Annotated in this window: 10 protein-coding genes and 1 pseudogene; 6 read left to right on the top strand and 5 right to left on the bottom strand. The window is 32.3% G+C overall.

Annotated elements, in window-relative coordinates; genetic code table 11:
* Positions 1-171 precede the first annotated feature (171 nt).
* A complete protein-coding gene (locus GN138_RS15520; protein WP_157364912.1) occupies positions 172-1491 on the top strand; it encodes a M16 family metallopeptidase in 1320 nt (439 codons plus the stop codon).
* 108 nt (positions 1492-1599) lie between these two features.
* Positions 1600-3657 (top strand): M16 family metallopeptidase, encoded by a 2058-nt coding sequence (locus tag GN138_RS15525; RefSeq protein ID WP_157364913.1) that lies wholly within the window; start codon positions 1600-1602, stop codon positions 3655-3657.
* 50 nt (positions 3658-3707) lie between these two features.
* Here the strand turns inward: GN138_RS15525 and GN138_RS15530 are convergent, their stop codons facing one another.
* Complete coding sequence (locus GN138_RS15530) at positions 3708-4586, bottom strand: DMT family transporter (protein WP_157364914.1); 879 nt, start codon at positions 4584-4586, stop codon at positions 3708-3710.
* 97 nt (positions 4587-4683) lie between these two features.
* Here GN138_RS15530 and GN138_RS15535 point away from each other — a divergent pair, with 97 nt between their 5' ends.
* Positions 4684-5079, top strand: coding sequence for a heavy-metal-associated domain-containing protein (locus GN138_RS15535; RefSeq protein ID WP_157364915.1), 396 nt, complete (start codon positions 4684-4686; stop codon positions 5077-5079).
* A 103-nt stretch (positions 5080-5182) separates the two neighbouring features.
* Here GN138_RS15535 and GN138_RS15540 read toward each other — a convergent pair whose 3' ends face one another.
* The 3 genes from GN138_RS15540 to GN138_RS15550 all read right to left on the bottom strand — a co-directional run bounded on the left by GN138_RS15540 (position 5183) and on the right by GN138_RS15550 (position 9952).
* A complete protein-coding gene (locus tag GN138_RS15540; RefSeq protein WP_157364916.1) occupies positions 5183-5542 on the bottom strand; it encodes a hypothetical protein in 360 nt (119 codons plus the stop codon).
* 123 nt (positions 5543-5665) lie between these two features.
* Positions 5666-7090, bottom strand: coding sequence for a DUF5689 domain-containing protein (locus tag GN138_RS15545; protein WP_157364917.1), 1425 nt, complete (start codon positions 7088-7090; stop codon positions 5666-5668).
* 81 nt (positions 7091-7171) lie between these two features.
* On the bottom strand, positions 7172-9952 hold the full coding sequence (locus GN138_RS15550) for a TonB-dependent receptor (RefSeq protein WP_157364918.1): 2781 nt from the start codon (positions 9950-9952) through the stop codon (positions 7172-7174).
* 137 nt (positions 9953-10089) lie between these two features.
* On the opposite strand from GN138_RS15550, the gene GN138_RS15555 reads away from it, so the two are divergent.
* Positions 10090-11190, top strand: a complete 1101-nt coding sequence (locus GN138_RS15555; protein WP_157364919.1) for an endonuclease/exonuclease/phosphatase family protein — start codon at positions 10090-10092, stop codon at positions 11188-11190.
* Positions 11191-11266: 76 nt separating this feature from the next.
* Here GN138_RS15555 and GN138_RS15560 read toward each other — a convergent pair whose 3' ends face one another.
* Positions 11267-11704, bottom strand: coding sequence for a hypothetical protein (locus GN138_RS15560; protein WP_157364920.1), 438 nt, complete (start codon positions 11702-11704; stop codon positions 11267-11269).
* Positions 11705-12352: 648 nt separating this feature from the next.
* On the opposite strand from GN138_RS15560, the gene GN138_RS15565 reads away from it, so the two are divergent.
* On the top strand, positions 12353-14125 hold the full coding sequence (locus GN138_RS15565; protein ID WP_157364921.1) for a lectin-like domain-containing protein: 1773 nt from the start codon (positions 12353-12355) through the stop codon (positions 14123-14125).
* A 111-nt stretch (positions 14126-14236) separates the two neighbouring features.
* A pseudogene (locus GN138_RS15570) lies at positions 14237-18029 on the top strand (hypothetical protein); the annotation flags it as partial.

Genomic DNA, 18029 nt, shown 5'->3' on the forward strand with positions numbered 1-18029 from the left:
ATTATGTAATCTTTTAAAATATTAAGTAGCACTACAATCTTAATTTAGAGTGTTTTCCTTTCAAAATCTCTTAAAACAGATAATCATTGTTTATTTTTGTAGGGCTAGGTGTAACAAATATCTTCTAGCAAAGACAAACACTTAAAACAATATAATTTAAACAAAACTACAATGAAAAACTATTTTATGGCTTTGGCTTCTTTGTTGTTTATTAGCCATCAGGCAATAGCACAAAAAGTTGAATTTGAAGAATTTGATTTAGACAATGGCTTGCATGTTATTATGCACAAAGATAATACAGCTCCAGTTGTAATAACATCTGTTATGTATGATGTAGGAGGAAAAGATGGTAGTAGAGAGCGTACAGGTTTTGCTCACTTTTTTGAACACCTTTTATTTGAAGGGTCTGAAAACATTGCTCGTGGTGAATTTATGAAAATTATTCCTGCTAATGGAGGTACATTTAATGCTAATACCTCTCAAGATAGAACATATTATTACGAAATTTTTCCATCTAACAAATTAGAATTAGGGTTGTGGTTAGAGTCAGAACGTATGTTACACCCAGTGATTGATCAAGTAGGTGTAGATACGCAAAATGAAGTTGTAAAAGAGGAAAAACGTCAGTCTTATGATAATAGACCTTACGGAGGACTTTTAAAGACTATTGGCGAAAACCTGTTTGATGTACATCCATATAAAGACGAAAATATTGGTTTAATGGAGCATTTAGATGCTGCAACCTTAGAAGAGTTTAATGCCTTTTTTGATAAGTATTATGTACCAAATAACGCGGTTTTAGTTGTAGCAGGTGATATTGATTATTCTAAGACTAAGACTATGGTTACTGATTATTTTAGTGCTGTAAAAAAAGGTCCTGAGGTTGTGCGTGATTTCCCTTCAGAAACACCAATAACAGAAACTAAAAAAGCAATTGCTTACGATAAAAATATACAAATTCCGGCCATTATTGCTGCGTACAGATTACCAGGTCAATCTACTAGAGAAGCATACGTATTAGATATGATTTCAAGTTATTTAAGCGGAGGAAAAAGTTCTGTGTTGTATAAAAAATTAATTGACGAGAAAAAGGAAGCATTAACAGTACAGGCTGTAAACTTAGGCCAAGTAGATTATAACATATTTGCATTATTTGCCTTACCATTAGGAGATGTTAGCTTAGAAACCTTGTTGGCAGATATGGATGAAGAAATCCTTAAAATGCAAAATAATTTAATAAGCGAGCGTGATTACGAAAAGCTATTAAATCAATTTGAAAATGATTTTGTTAATTCTAATTCTAGTGTAGCTGGTATAGCAGGTTCTTTAGCAACATATTATTTATTGTATGGTGATGTAAACATTATAAATAATCAGTTAGATATTTATAGATCAATAACAAGAGAAGAAATACAATCAGTGGCTAAAAAGTATTTAAGCCCTAATCAAAGAGTAGAAATTCAATACTTACCAAAAACAGAAGATCAATAATATGAAACGAGCATGTTTAAAGCATTATTACCTAACTGTAGGTATAATAGTGTACAGCATGTGTTCATATAAGATAATAGATACAAACACATAAAAACAGTATTTAACATGAAAAATAAAATAGTAGCGTTTTTCGCATTATTTGTTATAACTATAAGTGCAACTGCACAAATAGACAGGTCTCAACCACCAAAGGCTGGTCCTGAACCAGAGATTTCAATTGAAAAACCTCAGGAATTCGAATTAAAAAATGGTTTAAAAGTTTTAGTTGTAGAAAACCATAAATTACCAAGGGTTTCTTATTCTCTAAGAATAGACAATAAACCAATAGCAACTGGTGATAAGGCTGGTGTAGAAAGCTTATTAGGAAGTATGCTAGGAAACGGAACAACTTCAATTTCTAAAGATAAATTTAATGAAGAAGTAGATTTTTTAGGTGCCAACTTAAACTTTGGATTTACTGGAGGTTTTGCAAGTTCATTAACAAAGTATTCTGATAGAATTTTAGAATTGTTATCTGATGCAGCTATAAACCCTTTATTAGTTGAAGAAGAATTTAAAAAAGAAAAAGAAAAATTGTTAGAAGGCTTAAAAGCAGATGCAAAAAGTGCAGATGCAATTGCTAGTAGAGTTGGCTCAGCTTTATCTTATGGAACAAAACACCCTTATGGAGAATTTGTAACCGAAGAAACAATAAACAATGTTTCTTTTGGAGATGCAGTTGCTTTTTATGAAAAATATTTTAATCCTAATAATGCGTATTTAGTAGTAATTGGTGATGTTGAGTTTAAAGATGTAAAAAAGCAAGTTAAAAAATACTTTAATGATTGGACCAAGTCTGTAGATATAAATTCATCTGTACCTCAACCAAACCCAAATGTGCAATACACACAGATTAATTTTATTGATGTGCCAGACGCAACTCAATCTAACCTTTCTGTTACCAACAATGTTAATTTAAAGATGAATGATCCAGATTATCACGCTGCTTTAATAACAAATAACATCTTAGGTGGTGGTGGTGAAGGTTACTTATTTAAAAACTTAAGAGAAGATAAAGCCTACACCTATGGAGCCTATTCTAGATTAGGTACAGATAGATATGGAGCTTCTAGATTTAATGCAACAGCAAAGGTTAGAAATGAAGTAACCGATAGTGCTATTGTAGAAACATTAAAAGAAATTAAAAGAATTAGAACAGAACCTGTAGATGCCCAGTTATTAGAAGACGCTAAGCAGAAGTATATAGGTAATTTTGTTATGGCTTTAGAGCGTCCGCAAACTATCGCTAATTATGCTTTAAACATTGAGTTAAACAATTTACCAGAAGATTTCTATTCTACGTATTTGCAAAAAATAAAAGATGTTACAGTAGAAGATATTAAGCGTGTTGCAAACAAATATTTTAAAGCAGATAATTTAAGAATTATTGTAGTAGGTAATGGCGCTGAAGTATTAGAGAATTTAGAGAAAACAGGGATTCCTATTATGTATTTTGATAAATACGCTAATAAAGCTGAAAAACCTAAATTTGAAGTAAAGTTACCAGAAGGTATAAACGTAAATTCTGTACTCAATAAATATCTTGATGCTGTAGGTGGAAAAGATAAGATAGAAGCTTTAACTTCAATTTTATTACAATATGAAGCGAGTGTACAAGGTAATGCTGTTATTAGTGAAGAGAAAAGAATGAAAGGTAAATTGGTACAAACTATCTCAATGAACGGAAACCCAATGATGACTGTTTTAACGACACAAGAAACCGTTACAATGAATAAGAATCCATTACCACCAAATATGGCAAACGATATGAAGCCATTAGGAGGATTATTTACAGAATTGAATTTATTAAATTCTGAAACAGCAAAAATTACTGGTATAGAAAAAGTAGATGATAAAGACGCGTATAAGGTTCAATTTCCTGGTGAGGCTGTATCTTTAACTTATTTCTATGATGTAGAAACTGGTTTAAAAGTAAAAGAAGTTCAAACGACTTCAATGCAAGGGCAAACACAAACTCAAGAAACATTCTTAAAAGATTATAAAGAGTTTGGTGGTGTTAAGTTTCCTGGTGTAAGAGAAGGTTCTCAAATGGGACAACTTGTAGTTTTTAAATTATTAGAAGCTAAAATTAATGAAGGTGTATCTGATGCAGATTTCAATTAATTTATCTCTATAATATTAGAATTAAAACCGAAGTGAAAGCTTCGGTTTTTTTATGCTTTTTTTCTATTGGCTAAATACACACCAAAAAGTATAAGTAAGGAGGCAAATAATTGTATAATGTTAAAAGACTCTCCATCTAAAATGCCCCATATTAAAGCAACAATAGGCATTATATAAGTAACAGAAGAAGCAAATACTGGTGTTGATATTTGCACTAATCTAAAGAATAATATTTTAGCCAATGCTGTACCAAAAACAGCAAGAATAGTAATGTATATCATAGCTTCTGGTAGCGCAGGATTTTCAAAAGTCTCAACCGTAAAAAAACCACTAAATAAAAGTACAATTAGCGTAGGTATTACAATAAAAATATAATTACCTGTGGCAATAGCTAAAGGTTTCACGTCTTGTAAGTAACGTTTAATAATATTCACATTAGCTGCGTACATAAAAGTGGATGCTATTATGTAGCCTGCATAAAAGTAATTCTGGGTTGGGTTAAGTTCGGCTCCTTTTAATATTAGTATAACAGTACCAATGAAACCAATAATTACACCTATTACCTGTCTACTATTAGAAGCTATTTTAAATACCGCAAAACCAATTAATATAGTATTTAAAGGTACAAGAGAATTTAGTACAGAAGTTACAGCACTATCTATTTCTGTTTCTGCTATGGCAAAGAAAAAAGCAGGTATAAAGGAACCCAAAAGAGCAGATAGTAATAACCATTTCCATCTCGATTTTGGGATAGCTTTTAATTTGTTGAAACCAAAAGTTAGTAATAAAATCCCTGTTATAAGGGTTCTAAGTGCTCCTAGTTGATATGGCGTTAAACCTAGAAGTGACTTTTTAATGAGTATAAATGAACTTCCCCAAATAATAGAAAGCACAATTAAATATATCCACTTAATGTTTGGGTTCTGCATGGTTGTCAACGTTCTATTAATCACAAAATTCGTTAATTATTCTGCAAGATTCGTCAATATTTACTAGATTTAGCCAAAATATTAATAGTTAAAATCAATGAATACATTAAAATCAATAAGTTTAATAGCAATAATGGCTTTAGTTTTTACATCTTGTAAAAACGAATCTCAGCCAGAAGTTAAAACTGTAGATGTTGAGGTGACGTCTAAAGACGTTGCTACAACTTTAGATCCAAATGCTACCTATGCTAAAGTGGAATTTGGTATTGAAGGTATGACTTGTGCAATGGGTTGTGCAAAAACCATTGAGAAGAAAATGGCTAAAATGGAAGGTGTAAAATCTGCAAAAGTAGATTTTGAAAAACGTTTAGCAATGGTAGAATATGATGAAGCTAAAGTAACGCCGAAATCTTTAGAAGAAGCCGTTGGTAAAGTAGGAGATGCATACAAAGTGAAAGATATGCATGCAGTAGAAAGCTTTGATACAGAGTAATATTATCATATTAAACTTAAGGTAAAAAAGAAAGTTTGTAAAGAAAATCAGAAAAAAAGCTACCTAAAAGGGTAGCTTTTTTCTTTTATATCAACGACATATTTTAAACTTGAAATAATATTACAGCAATTGCTAAACACCCTAAAGGCAATAACCACAACAAATAAATAGAAAGATTGATTCGGTTAGATTTCGCATTTAGAATAGTTCTTTTTTTACCGTTATAGCGCATCCAATTCATAAATATTATAAATAGAGAAACTAATAACATTAACACATAAAACTTAGTGTTAGACATTATTAATATTTTCATTTGTTTAGCAAAAGCTAATAAGAAGGTCGCTAATGCAAAGACTATAGATAGTGATAGAAAGTTAATATATAGCAATGCTACTTTAATACTTTTTTTGCCTAAGCGCTTCTTATAGAGATTAAATATGGTGATGTAGAATGTGTCTAGCATTATAAATTAATTTTAAAGTAATATAATTTCATATTTGTAATATCAACTAATCTGTATTTAAATAGCTAAAAAAAGGCTATCTATTTTAATAGATAGCCTTTTTTAATTTCTTCTAAATTTTATTTATTGTGCTAAAATTTTAACATCACTTAAATCAATAGTAGTAGAAATATCACCTCCTTCACTATCATAAACAAATGCTATAACGGCATCTCCTGTCACCATTGATAAATCTATTAAACCTGTAGATTCATAGTTGTTATCGTAGAATCCAGTGTTCTCTCCTAAAGCTTCAATTTCTGTTGCTCCTATTTCTGTCCAAGTTGCAGTGCTTGGATTCCCACCTGTTGTGTAATCATTAGAATAATATGCTTTTAATGGTTGACCATTACTGTATGCATCTGCAATTTGAAGTAATAATTGTTCGTCATCTTGAGCATCAAAATCTATAGTAGGAGAAATTAACCAACTAATCATATCGTCATTTCCACCAGATGAATAAGCGGTAGCTCTCATGTAGTTTTCGCCATCAAAACTAGCAGAATACCAATCTCTTGTTCCTACAGTATTTGTAACTTCCCAATCGCCTTGGCCAGCAGAGAAATCTTCGCTAAAAACAACATTGAAATCATCAATATTATCTGGAGTACAACGGGTGTCATTAAGCTGTATGTCATTTAAATCATTTAATAAGTAAACAAGATTATCACCACCATAAGTTTTTAATACTACTGCAGATATACTGCCACCTCCTGTAGGTAAAGGTGTGTTGTAAAAGTTAGCAAAAGAACTAGTTTCTAATAGAAAAGAAGAATAACCAAAACCTTCACAAGATTGAAGCGTTCTTTGTGTATCAAAATCTTCTGTTGGGTCACCAAATGTACTTCCCTCTAAATCTTCTGGAAATTGAACATTGTTAGATGTTACAAACATACCAACATGAGATTCGCTTATAGAAGACAAGTTAACTTCTAAAGGAACAATAGTTTCAGTTGTTGAAGATCTAAAAATCTGAGTAGGAATTTGGTTTGCTGTAAACTGACCAACTTCATCATCATCAGTTTTTCCGCCAACTGTAATTATTTCGTTAGCGTTATAACCAACATACATACCAGAAAGTTTAATGTAAACTTCACGACCAAAATTGAATTGGTTATATGAATCAACTTGGTTTAAAACAACACCTAAAGCTGCAGTTGGATTTTCTGGTGCATCTTGCATGTAGAATTCTTTATAAAAATTTCCTGTTGCGTCCGAAGAAGTAACATAGCCTTTTACAACTAGATTATCGCTAATTTCAATAAAATGGTCGTAATCAAAACCAGATTGTCCAGATTCATATGCTTCGTAAAGTGCTTTTAAATCAGAAATAGAAATTTCTATTAAATCACCAGAGCTTAAATCTGTTAGAATTTCTTCTAATCCACTATTCTCTTCATCACCTAAGCTACTAGGTATTGTGTAGTCATCATCTTGCACACAAGATGTAATAGCTATAGAAGCTATTAAAACCATTATTAAGTTTAAGAATTTACTTGTTTTATTCATAACATTTTTTTTTATAATTATTGAATTTATGAATGTTTCACATCTCATAATTGTAATGTTTTTATTTTAATTTTTCTTTTTCTAGAATCTTAAGTTCAAGTTTACAAAATAATTTGTTCCTCTACCGTACCAATATTTAGGTCCAAATTTAGGTGTTCCGTTTGCATTGTCATCTCTTAGTTCTCTGTAATTAGCATTTCTGCCTTGCTCAAAACCGCCAGTTTTATAGACTTCATCTAAAAGGTTACCTACGCTTGCAAATAAACTAATGTAGTAATCACCTACTTTCCAAGATTTACCACCAACTAAATTTACAACCATATAATCGCTAATTTTTTCTTGCTTTAATAACTCAGTAGCTAATTCTTCATCATAGTCATTAATGGGTAAACCATCTGAATCTAAATAGAAGTTTTCAGTTCTAGTTAAAGCATTTACATCAATATAAGCATTAGAAAAGAAGTTTGCAGTTGCGCCAAACCACCAATAATCAGGGTCTCTATATTCAAAACCAACTGAAGCAGCGCGTTGAGGTCCTCCTGCTAGTTTGTAATCTTTTAAATTAGCTTGTCCAAAATCTATAGAACCATCTTCAGATTCAAAACTAGCTGATGTTAAATATAAATTAGGGTTGTTGTCATAAGTGTACTGTCCTATAGATGCTGCACCTTTCAATTTAATTGTTGGTGTAACCTGTGCTTCAATCCCTAATTCAACACCAATATGTTTTTTGTCTATACCTTGTAAAACTTCTTGTACAAAGGCAGAGGTTTCATTGTCTTCAATATCATCACCACCACTTAAACCATCAGCAAAGTAAAAACCTACTTCGTTTGCATCTTCAATTTTAGTGTAAAAACCTGTGATTTTTCCTTTTACAATTGGTGATCTAAATATGTAGCTAGCGTCAAAAGAAGTCGCTTTTTCTTCAGTAATGTTTCTTACAATATTATGGTTTTCTCTAGAATTAGAGTAGGTGTTTCTAATGTTCGGAGCTCTTGTAACGTAACCTCCATTAACGTCTATTAAATGCTTACCAGAAATTTTATATGTAAACCCTGCTTTTGTTCCTACACCAGTAAATGAAAGCTCTTCACCTTTACCGTAAGATTCTGGCCCTTGAGTTCCATCAAATCTACTATGTTCCCATAAACCTTCTCTTTGGTATGTTGTATTTGTAATATTAGCAGAAAGATAAAAATCTACTTTATTATATTTAAATTGTCCTTGAGCATAGCCAGAAATTACATCTGCGTAAAGATTATAATTGTATCTGTATTTGTCACCTTCACTAACTAATCTGTCTGGGTTTTGATTATCGTATTGAAAACCATCAAATGCATCTACATTTAATAATCCTACTGAGGATCCAAGTATATCTATAACCTCTCCAAAATTTTCAGATTTCAGGTTTTTATAATTTACAGATCCATTTATAATAATGTTTTCATTGATTTCGGTAGTTAGTATAGAATTTACAGTTAATTGTGTGTCATCTACTCTATCTTCATACAACGCGTATGCTGCATTAATATCGTTAATGTTGTTAGTAACATTAGCATCTATAATACGTTCCCAATCAATTTGTCCATCATTAATGAATTCTTGTTCAGCTTGGTAAGCTCCTGAATAGTCTGGTCCATCAGTATCTGATAAAAAGTAGCTTGGTAGTTTTTGGTAATATGCAGGACTAGGGTTTGCACCGCCAGAGTTATCTAATCTACTGTTTCCTTGTTTACCAAATTGATAGCCTACATTAGTATTTATTCTAGTTTTGCTAGAAATATCCCAATAGTGGTTTAACATAAAGATTGGTTCTTCAACCTCTTTTATACGAGAGTTTCGTTGTTCTCCATCTAGATTTCCCCAATATTCATTGTATTTAATCCCTTTTAAATCGTAGACCTCTTGTGTGTTTGGAGATGATTTTCCTCTTCTATTAGGTGCGTAAATAGATGTAAAGTTTATGCTGTGCTTATCGTTAATTTTCTTTTCTATAGAGGCAAAGAACGAATTAGAATCGTATAAAGTAGCATCTTGAAAACCTTCGTCTCCCCAACGTCTACCAATCATAAAAGCAAAAGACCATCCATCTTCAGTTAAACCAGAAGCATAACTAGCCATGGCTCTATTTGTGTAACTTCTGTTAGATGATGAAAAGGTAACACGGCCGCCTTTTCTGTAACTAGATGCTCTAGTATTAATATTAGAGGTTCCTAAAATTCCACCAAAATTATAAGCAGATGGTGTTAATCCACTTGTTAATTCTTGGTTACGCATCATATCGTTTAGTCCGCCCCAATTATTCCATTGTGGTCTTCCGTTGTAGAGCTTGTTCATTTCAATTCCGTTAATTAAAACAGAACCGTTTTCAGAGTCTAAACCTCTTACTTTAAAGAACGAGGAGCTAAACTCAAAAGCAGCTGTTCTTTGAAATATGTCTAAAGATGAAGATAGTAATCCAGAAATATTATCTGCACCACTAGTGTCGTCATTAAGTTCATCATCAGATAAAGTAATAGTAAACAAATCTGCATCAGTGGTTACATCAATATCTAAAGTCATATCTGTAATGTTTACAGTACCGCCTTCATTTACAACAATTGGGTAACGTTTTGTTTCATAGCCCAATTTAGAAATTCTTAAAACCTGCTCTCCTAATGGTACATTGCTAGAGAATATAAATTCTCCTAAACCATCAGTTAAAGTAGATTGCTGAGTTTCTTCAATAGTTATTGTAACATCTGGAATGGGCTCTAATGAAACCGCGTCTTTTACACTACCCTTAATAATGGTATTCTGAGCCATCATTGTGAAGGAAGAAAAAATTCCAAATAATAGAATAAATAAACTTTTTTTCATACTTAAATTTAAAGTTAATAATCTTTGTAGATTAAATAATAGTTATTTAGGGCTTGCAAACTTACATTATTTATAATAAATATATACTTTTGGCCTAAGATTTGTAATGGAATTAATGTTAAAATAACATGACTAAAATGAAAAGTATAAAATTAGGATTTTTAATAATATTTGTTCTCGCAGCTATTAGTTTAAATGCCCAAGAGAAAAAGAAATTTAAAATTCACACTGTAGCATTTTATAATTTAGAGAATCTGTTTGATACTATAAATGACACTACAAAATATGATGAGGCAAGTCCTATAATGGAGATGAACGAATCTCTTAGAGGTGAAGTTTATAAAAACAAAGTGAGAAATATGGCAAGGGTTGTCGCAGATATCGGGTCTGATGATACAAAAAATTCGCCTGCTATTATTGGTGTATCGGAAATTGAAAACAAACAAGTTTTAATGGATTTGGTTAATGACCCACAATTATTGGCTAAAGATTATGGTATTGTTCATTTTGAATCGCCAGATAAAAGGGGAATTGATGTAGCTCTTCTTTATCAAAAAGCACTTTTTAGACCTATTGAAACGAGTTCTCATGAGTTGTTAATTTATGATGATTTAACTAGAAAACGTGTTTATACAAGAGACCAATTATTGGTTTCTGGTGAACTTGAAGGTGATTTAATACACATTATTGTTAATCACTGGCCATCGCGAAGTGGTGGTGAAGCAAGGAGTCGTTCTAAGCGTGTTGGCGCTGCTAAACTAAATAAACGAATTATTGACTCATTGCAATCTATAGATCCTTATGCTAAGGTTATAACAATGGGAGATTTTAATGATGATCCAACCAACGCTAGTTTTAAAAAGGCTTTAAAAACGGTAGCTAAGAAAGACAAGGTGCCATTAAAGGGAATTTACAATCCGTTTGAAAATCAATTTAAGAAACAAGGTTTAGGGACTACAGGTTATAGAGATGCCTGGAGTTTGTTTGATCAGGTTTTAATAACACAGCCATTCTTAGAAAAAGATTATTCGTCGTTTCGTTATTACAAATCCGGAATTTTTAATAAACATTACCTAAGTAACAAACATGGAAGATATAAAGGTTATCCTTTTAGAAGTTTTGCAGATGGTGGTTTTACAGATGGATTTAGTGATCACTTCCCAGTGTATATTTATCTAATAAAAGAAATTACCAAAGACAATGAAAAAACTTTAGAAAAAACAGAAACGAAAGGTTAATATTTTCGTTTTTCACTTTAAAAAAAGCGTTTAGATTTAAGTCTAAACGCTTTTTTTTAGGTTTTAATCTAATGTTTTAGAACCAAAGATTCCAAGGTATTTTGGCTAATACTAAGACTAAAGCCAGTGTGTAAAAAATAGCCAATAGTTTAAATTTTGGTTTAGATGTTAATTTCTTTTTATGTTTAGAGTAACCAACAGTTACAAATGTTACTGCAATTATCATAGTTAACGGATGTTCTACAACTAAATTCCTTAATGCAGAGTTTTTCATTAGCTCTCCCATACCACCAACTTGTTCTATTGTAGAAAAATAATCTTTAGTGAAAAACAGAATAATACCAATTAGCAATTGAATATGCATTGTTATTAAAGCAAATAGCGAAATTCTAAAATCCTTTGCATCAAATTCTTTATCGCCAAAAAATTTGATAAGTGCATTAAATGTGGCTAGTACTAAAACTAAAAGTGCTAAATAAGCCCATTTTGAATGTATAAACTGAAGTATTTCCATGAATGAAATTTTTGTGAATTACAAAAATAAGTATTTGATGATTAAGGAGAGTGTTGAAATGAGGTAAATTTTAAGACATAACTTAGATAGAATATGGTTTTTTGAAATATTCTTTTTTGACATGCATTTAGATGAAGTGGAATGTTAAATAAATCACGAATATTTCAGTGTTTTTGATGTTTTACTTTTTTTACTTCAATCATTTTTTGAAAATGCTTAATTTCTTTCAAAGAATTCTTGAATTCTGTGTTTTAAGACATGTGTTTGTCGAGTAAATTTACCGTTCGTCTATTTGTGTGGGAATAGCCTAGTGTTAGAGGTTATTTTTTTATATTCACTTCCTTAAATATTTTAGTAAATTATTAACACTTAAAAATTATTATGAATAGAGGGAAATATAGTACAATATTGTTTAATAGTTTTTAGTGGCAAAATATAAACTAGGTTTTAAAACATAAGTTAGTTTTCTGTATGTATGTTGCTAATTTTTAATATACATAAAAACACTATTTAGTTGAATAAATGCTTAATAACGCTGTATTAAAATATTTTAAATAGGTAGGAAAAATAGGTTAATGTTTGTTACATAACTAAGTAATGTTGATTATCTAATTAGGAATTATAAGAGAAAGTTTAAAAAATAATAATATGATTATAGAATTTTTAAATAGAAAGGTAGAAAATTTTATCCTTTTAGTAATATTTATGCTCAGTGCTAATTTATGTTTAGCACAATTAGCTCCAGAGTTTGTAGGTGATGCTGTTTCAATAGGAGGAGATTGTTATCGAATTACGGAACAACAACAGAATCAATCAGGAGCGGTTTGGTATCAAAACCCAATCGATTTTAATTCGGATTTCGAGATTGTTTTTGATCTTAACATGGGAAGTAATGATGTATGGGGAGCAGATGGTATAGTTATGGTTTTTAAAACAGATTCTTCACCAGATTTAGGGCAATCAGGAGATGGTCTCGGTTATGAAGGTATAGATGATTCTATTGGTATTGAATTTGATACATTTAGAAATGGTGCCGTTGGTGATCCTGTTGGTGGTGATTTTATGGCATTAATTTCTGATGGAGAGGTTGACCATAATTTGCCAACTAATTTAGCTGGCCCAATCCTAGCTTCTGCTGTTTCAAATAACATAGAAGACGGGGTTTTTCACGAAGTTAAGGTTGTGTGGGAAGCGAGTTCTCAGACTATAAATGTGTTTTTTGATTGTGCTGAACGTATTACATATTCACAAGATTTTGTAAATACCATTTTTAATGGTACTTCCCAGATCTATTTTGGTTTTGTAGGTTCTACAGGTAGTGCTACCAATTTACAGCAATTGTGTTTCAAATATATATCTTTCGTTGAAGAAGTTTTTTCATTAGAAGATCAATCAATGTGTAGTGGATCATCTTCAATAAACAACATAGATGCGTCTTATGATGGAGCAACAAGTTATTCATGGACTCCTGTAGAAGGTGTGAGTGATCCAAGCATAGCTGACCCAATATTTTCTCCAACTACCACAACCACCTATACCGTTGAAATAGTTGATCAATGTGGTGAAATAATAAATACAAGTTTTGTTTTAGAAGTCAATCCTACGGCTATTATAAACCCTGTGTCAGGTATTCAAGTTTGTTATGATGAAACTGATAATGGCGTATATGACTTTGACTTAAGTGCGCAAACGGCATCAATACTAGGTACCCAACTATCATCAGATTATATTGTAACCTATCATTCTAGTTTTGCAGATGCAGATGGAGGAGTTGAGGCTTTACCAGAATTATATAGTAATAGTTCTAATTTAGAAGAAATTTATGTAAGAGTAGAAAGTGTAACCGATAGTAATTGTTATAGCGTAACCTCTGATGCATTATTTAATTTAGAAGTTTTAGATAGTCCTGATTTGAGTTTTTTAAACGGTAACGACTATGAAATTTGTCCAAATGCATCAGTTCCAGTAGACATTGAAATAGTTCCTGAAAATTTTTCTACAACTGAAGTATCTATTTTTTGGTATCAAGATGGTAGTGTAATTGCAGATGAAAACGAATTAATTTTGTCTGTATTAGAAGAGGGAGAATATGAAGCTGAAGTAATATTTAATGACACTGGATGTACAGATTTTATTACAGCTACAGTTGCAGAGCTTAATATATGTAAGTTTCCACAAGGTATATCACCAGGAGTTTCTATTGGGTTAAATGATTCTTTTGATCTTGAAGGTTTTGATGTTACAGAGTTGAAAATATATAATCGTTATGGTACTCTTGTTTATTCTAAAAACAATTATACGGATGAATGGGAAGGACAAACCAATGATGGAAAAGAACTACCAGTAGGTACTTATTTCTATTCGGCAAAATATGAAGGAGGATCTAGAACAAAAGTCAGTTGGGTATATGTTAATAGGTGATTAATTGTGTGAACTTTAGTCACACATTAATAAGACAGAGTTTTGTTTAACAAATAAAGCTAAGATTACATTTAAAAGACTTTAAAAGTCTATTATAAAAATATATTATTTATGAAATCAAGACTATATATCTTAATTTTTATATGCTTTTTTTTCTATTCAAATTTTGTTATTGCTCAATTAAGTTGCACAAATACTTGGGAACAATTAGAATTTGATGATTACGAAGATGGTGATTTTGATCCTGCAATAGTTACATCTAACTCTTATTCTAGTGGTTATCCTAATAGTCACGGTGCCTACAATAGTAATTTCGGTGTCTATTTAAATATTATTAATGGTGTACCGCCAGGCAGCCTTTTATACGATAGGGAGTTTGTTGTTTGCCAAGATACTCCACTTAGAGTGTCAATGTGGATGTCTACAAGGTATGGAGGTGCACAATGTAATATGACCTATAATATAGTAGATGAGAATTCTAATATAATTTCAACATGGACTGGAGATATACCTTATGCAAATCAATCGGGTTGGACGTATTGGACGTCTGACCTTTTTATTACTACAGGCTCTACAGTGAGGTTTCAAATATTTAATAATGTAACAGGAGGTGGAGGTAATGATTTTGCTTTTGATGATTTATTATTAGAGGCTTGTGCAACAGATTCTTCTCTTACTTTAACGCCATCTTGTGATAGCGCTACAGCGAGTATATCGGGTGATGAGGGAGGTACTTTTAGTTTTAATCCTGTTCCTACAGACGGTGCCACAATAGATGCAATTACTGGAGAAATTACCAATGGAACACCGTCGGCTACATATACTGTTGAATATTATTTATGTCCTTCTTTAACAACTGAGAGTGTTACCTTATTAGATAGTGATGACCCAACTTTTATAGTTTTAGAAAATTGTGAAGGAGGTACTGTAACTATTATGGGAGATACAGGAGGTGTTTTTGCTTTTAATCCAATACCAACGGATGCCGCTAATATAGACGCCACAACAGGAGAGGTAACAAATGGAACTCCAGGAGCTACTTATACCATACAATACACTACAAGTGGTACATGTCCACAATCTAGTTTTCAAAATGTAACCGTTTTTCCTGAGGAGGATGCCACTTTTACATTAACACCTAGTTGTAATGGCGCAACAGCAACACCTACAGTAGCAGGTGGAACATTTTCATTTAGTCCAACACCTACAGATGGAGCATTAATTGATAGTTCTACCGGAACTGTAAGTAATGCATTACCTAATAGTACTTATACTATACAATACACTACAAATGGCGCATGTCCAGAGACTGTTACTCAAGATTTTACCACTTTGCCAGAGGATAATTCCTCTTTTACTATAGCACCTACTTGTGATGGAGGGATAGCTACATTAACAGGTTTGGCTGGCGGAACTTTTGGGTTTAGTTCGGTGCCTACTGACGGTGCCGTTATAGATGTAAATACAGGGCTAGTAACTGATGGTGTACCAGGTGAAACATATACGGTTGAGTATTTAACAAATGGAGATTGCCCTACCACAACAGTTATAAGTTTTACAGCAAACCCTTTACCAAACATTGTAGATCCAACGGCACTAGAAGTCTGTGATGATGGTACACCAGATGGTTTAACAGAGATGGATCTAAGTATAAAAAATTCTGAAATTACAGGAGGTAACCCAGAATATGCTGTAAGTTACTATTTTGATTATGCCGATGCAGAGTCTGGTACTGATGCTTTACCTATTCTCTATACTAATACTAGTAATGGTCAAATTATACACGTACGTGTAGAAAACATAAATACTGGTTGTGTTAGTTATACAACTTTAGAGCTTATTGTTCAACAAGCACCTGTGGCTAATCAACCATCTGCATTAGAGTATTGTGATCCAGATAGTGATGGTTTTGGAGAGTTCGATTTAACTAGCAGAGACGATGAGATTACAGGAGGCGATTCAACATTAACAGTAAGTTATCATGAGACCATGTCTGATGCAGATAATAATGTTAATCCTATAGCTAGTCCATATTATAATATTGTTCAAGATAATCAAACGATATACGTTCGTGTAGAGAGTGCTACAATTGCAACAGATTGTGATACAATTGTAAGTTTAGAATTAATAGTAAATCCTACACCGCAATTAGGAGATATGCCTGTTGAACCATTAGAGGTATGTGATGATATTTCTGCAGACGGTTTTGCTCAATTCGATTTAACAAGTAAAATACCAGAAATTCTTCAGAATCTAACAGATTCTAGTTTGTATACTGTATCTTTTTATTTAGATGAAACTAACGCAGAAGATGCTACAAATGCAATTACCAATACAACCAATTATACTAATAGTACAGCTTTTAATCAAGAGTTATGGGTGAGAGTAGAGGACAATAATTCAGGTTGTTATAAGATAACCACTTTAGATTTGGTTGTTAACCCTATTCCTGTATTAGAACAGTCTAGCCCTTTGGAGTTGTGTGACTATAATAATCCTGGAGACGAACAAGAAGCCTTTATTTTAGAAGATGCAAATGCTGAGATTTTAAATGGCCAAACAGGTGTTATTTTAACGTTTTATGAAACTCAGAACGATTTAGATTTTGGTACTAACCCGCTTATTAGTCCGTACACAAATATTTCTAATCCTCAAACGGTTTTTGTAAAGGCTACTAATAGTGAAACCGGTTGCAGTAACACGTCATTATTAACATTGCGTGTTAACCCTATTCCTTCTCCAACTACTCCTGTAGATTTAGAAGTTTGTGATGATGATACTGATGGTTTTGCAAGTTTTAATTTAGAAGACAGAACACAAGAAATTATAGGAGGGGAATTGGATGTTGTAGTTACTTATCATGAAACTCAAGAGGAAGCCAATTCAGGGGTTAATGCTTTTGCAAGTCCTTATACAAACATTGTAATTAATGAGCAAATACTGTTTGTTAGAGTTACAAATACAATTACAGGTTGTTTTAACGCTTCAGAAACATTACTGATACGTGTTTTAGAAATTCCACAGGTTTCAACTGAATTATCTGATTATATAATTTGTGATAGCGACAGTAATGGATTTGCACAATTTGATTTAACTTCTAAGGATGATGAAATTATTGGAAGTCAGGTAAATGTAACCCTAACGTATCATACAAATGAAGCTGATGCTATAACAGGGAACAATCCTATTACAAATACCGCTAGTTATACTAACAATTCAAATCCGCAAACGATCTATGTAAGATTAGAAAATGATACTAATGATTGCTACGATATAGGAACTTTTCAAATTAGTGTAGAATTACCTCCTGAAGCCGTACAGCCAACTCCTTTAGAAGTTTGTGATGATGAGGTTGCAGATGAAATAACCGTATTTGATTTAACCATAAAGAATGATGAAATCACAGGCGGCAATGGTAGTTGGAGTGTATCGTATTATGAAACTCAAGATGATGCAGAAGCGCAATCAAACGTAATAGCCGACCCAACCCAATACACCAACACCAGCGTTGATGGTGCAGAAGCCAATCCGCAAACGTTATACGCTGTGGTGACGGATACCAATACAGGCTGTACAGATATGGTAACCTTAACGATAAGAGTACAACCTAACCCAACACCAACTTTGGTTTTACCAGCCATAGAATTATGTGATGTTGATAATGCAGGAGATGGCGTAGAACCTTTTGATTTAACAGAAAATGAAGTGTTGCTATTAAATGGCGAAGCCAATGTATCAGCAAGCTACTATGAAGACGCAGATGACGCAGATGCAGGTACTAATGCCATTGCAGACCCAACAGCTTATGTTAATACAGCAACACCACAAACCATTTATGTAAGAGTCACTAATGATATCACAGGCTGTTATGCACTAGTAGACTTTACAATTATTGTTAACCCGT

Source organism: Winogradskyella endarachnes, assembly GCF_009741275.1.
In the GTDB taxonomy this organism is placed as follows: domain Bacteria; phylum Bacteroidota; class Bacteroidia; order Flavobacteriales; family Flavobacteriaceae; genus Winogradskyella; species Winogradskyella endarachnes.

Bases quoted from the DNA above. Each gene is read 5' to 3' on its own strand.
- GN138_RS15520 (WP_157364912.1), top strand. From the start codon at position 172: ATGAAAAACTATTTTATGGCTTTGGCTTCTTTGTTGTTTATTAGCCAT.
- GN138_RS15525 (WP_157364913.1), top strand. From the start codon at position 1,600: ATGAAAAATAAAATAGTAGCGTTTTTCGCATTATTTGTTATAACTATA.
- GN138_RS15530 (WP_157364914.1), bottom strand. From the start codon at position 4,586: ATGCAGAACCCAAACATTAAGTGGATATATTTAATTGTGCTTTCTATT.
- GN138_RS15535 (WP_157364915.1), top strand. From the start codon at position 4,684: ATGAATACATTAAAATCAATAAGTTTAATAGCAATAATGGCTTTAGTT.
- GN138_RS15540 (WP_157364916.1), bottom strand. From the start codon at position 5,542: ATGCTAGACACATTCTACATCACCATATTTAATCTCTATAAGAAGCGC.
- GN138_RS15545 (WP_157364917.1), bottom strand. From the start codon at position 7,090: ATGAATAAAACAAGTAAATTCTTAAACTTAATAATGGTTTTAATAGCT.
- GN138_RS15550 (WP_157364918.1), bottom strand. From the start codon at position 9,952: ATGAAAAAAAGTTTATTTATTCTATTATTTGGAATTTTTTCTTCCTTC.
- GN138_RS15555 (WP_157364919.1), top strand. From the start codon at position 10,090: ATGAAAAGTATAAAATTAGGATTTTTAATAATATTTGTTCTCGCAGCT.
- GN138_RS15560 (WP_157364920.1), bottom strand. From the start codon at position 11,704: ATGGAAATACTTCAGTTTATACATTCAAAATGGGCTTATTTAGCACTT.
- GN138_RS15565 (WP_157364921.1), top strand. From the start codon at position 12,353: ATGATTATAGAATTTTTAAATAGAAAGGTAGAAAATTTTATCCTTTTA.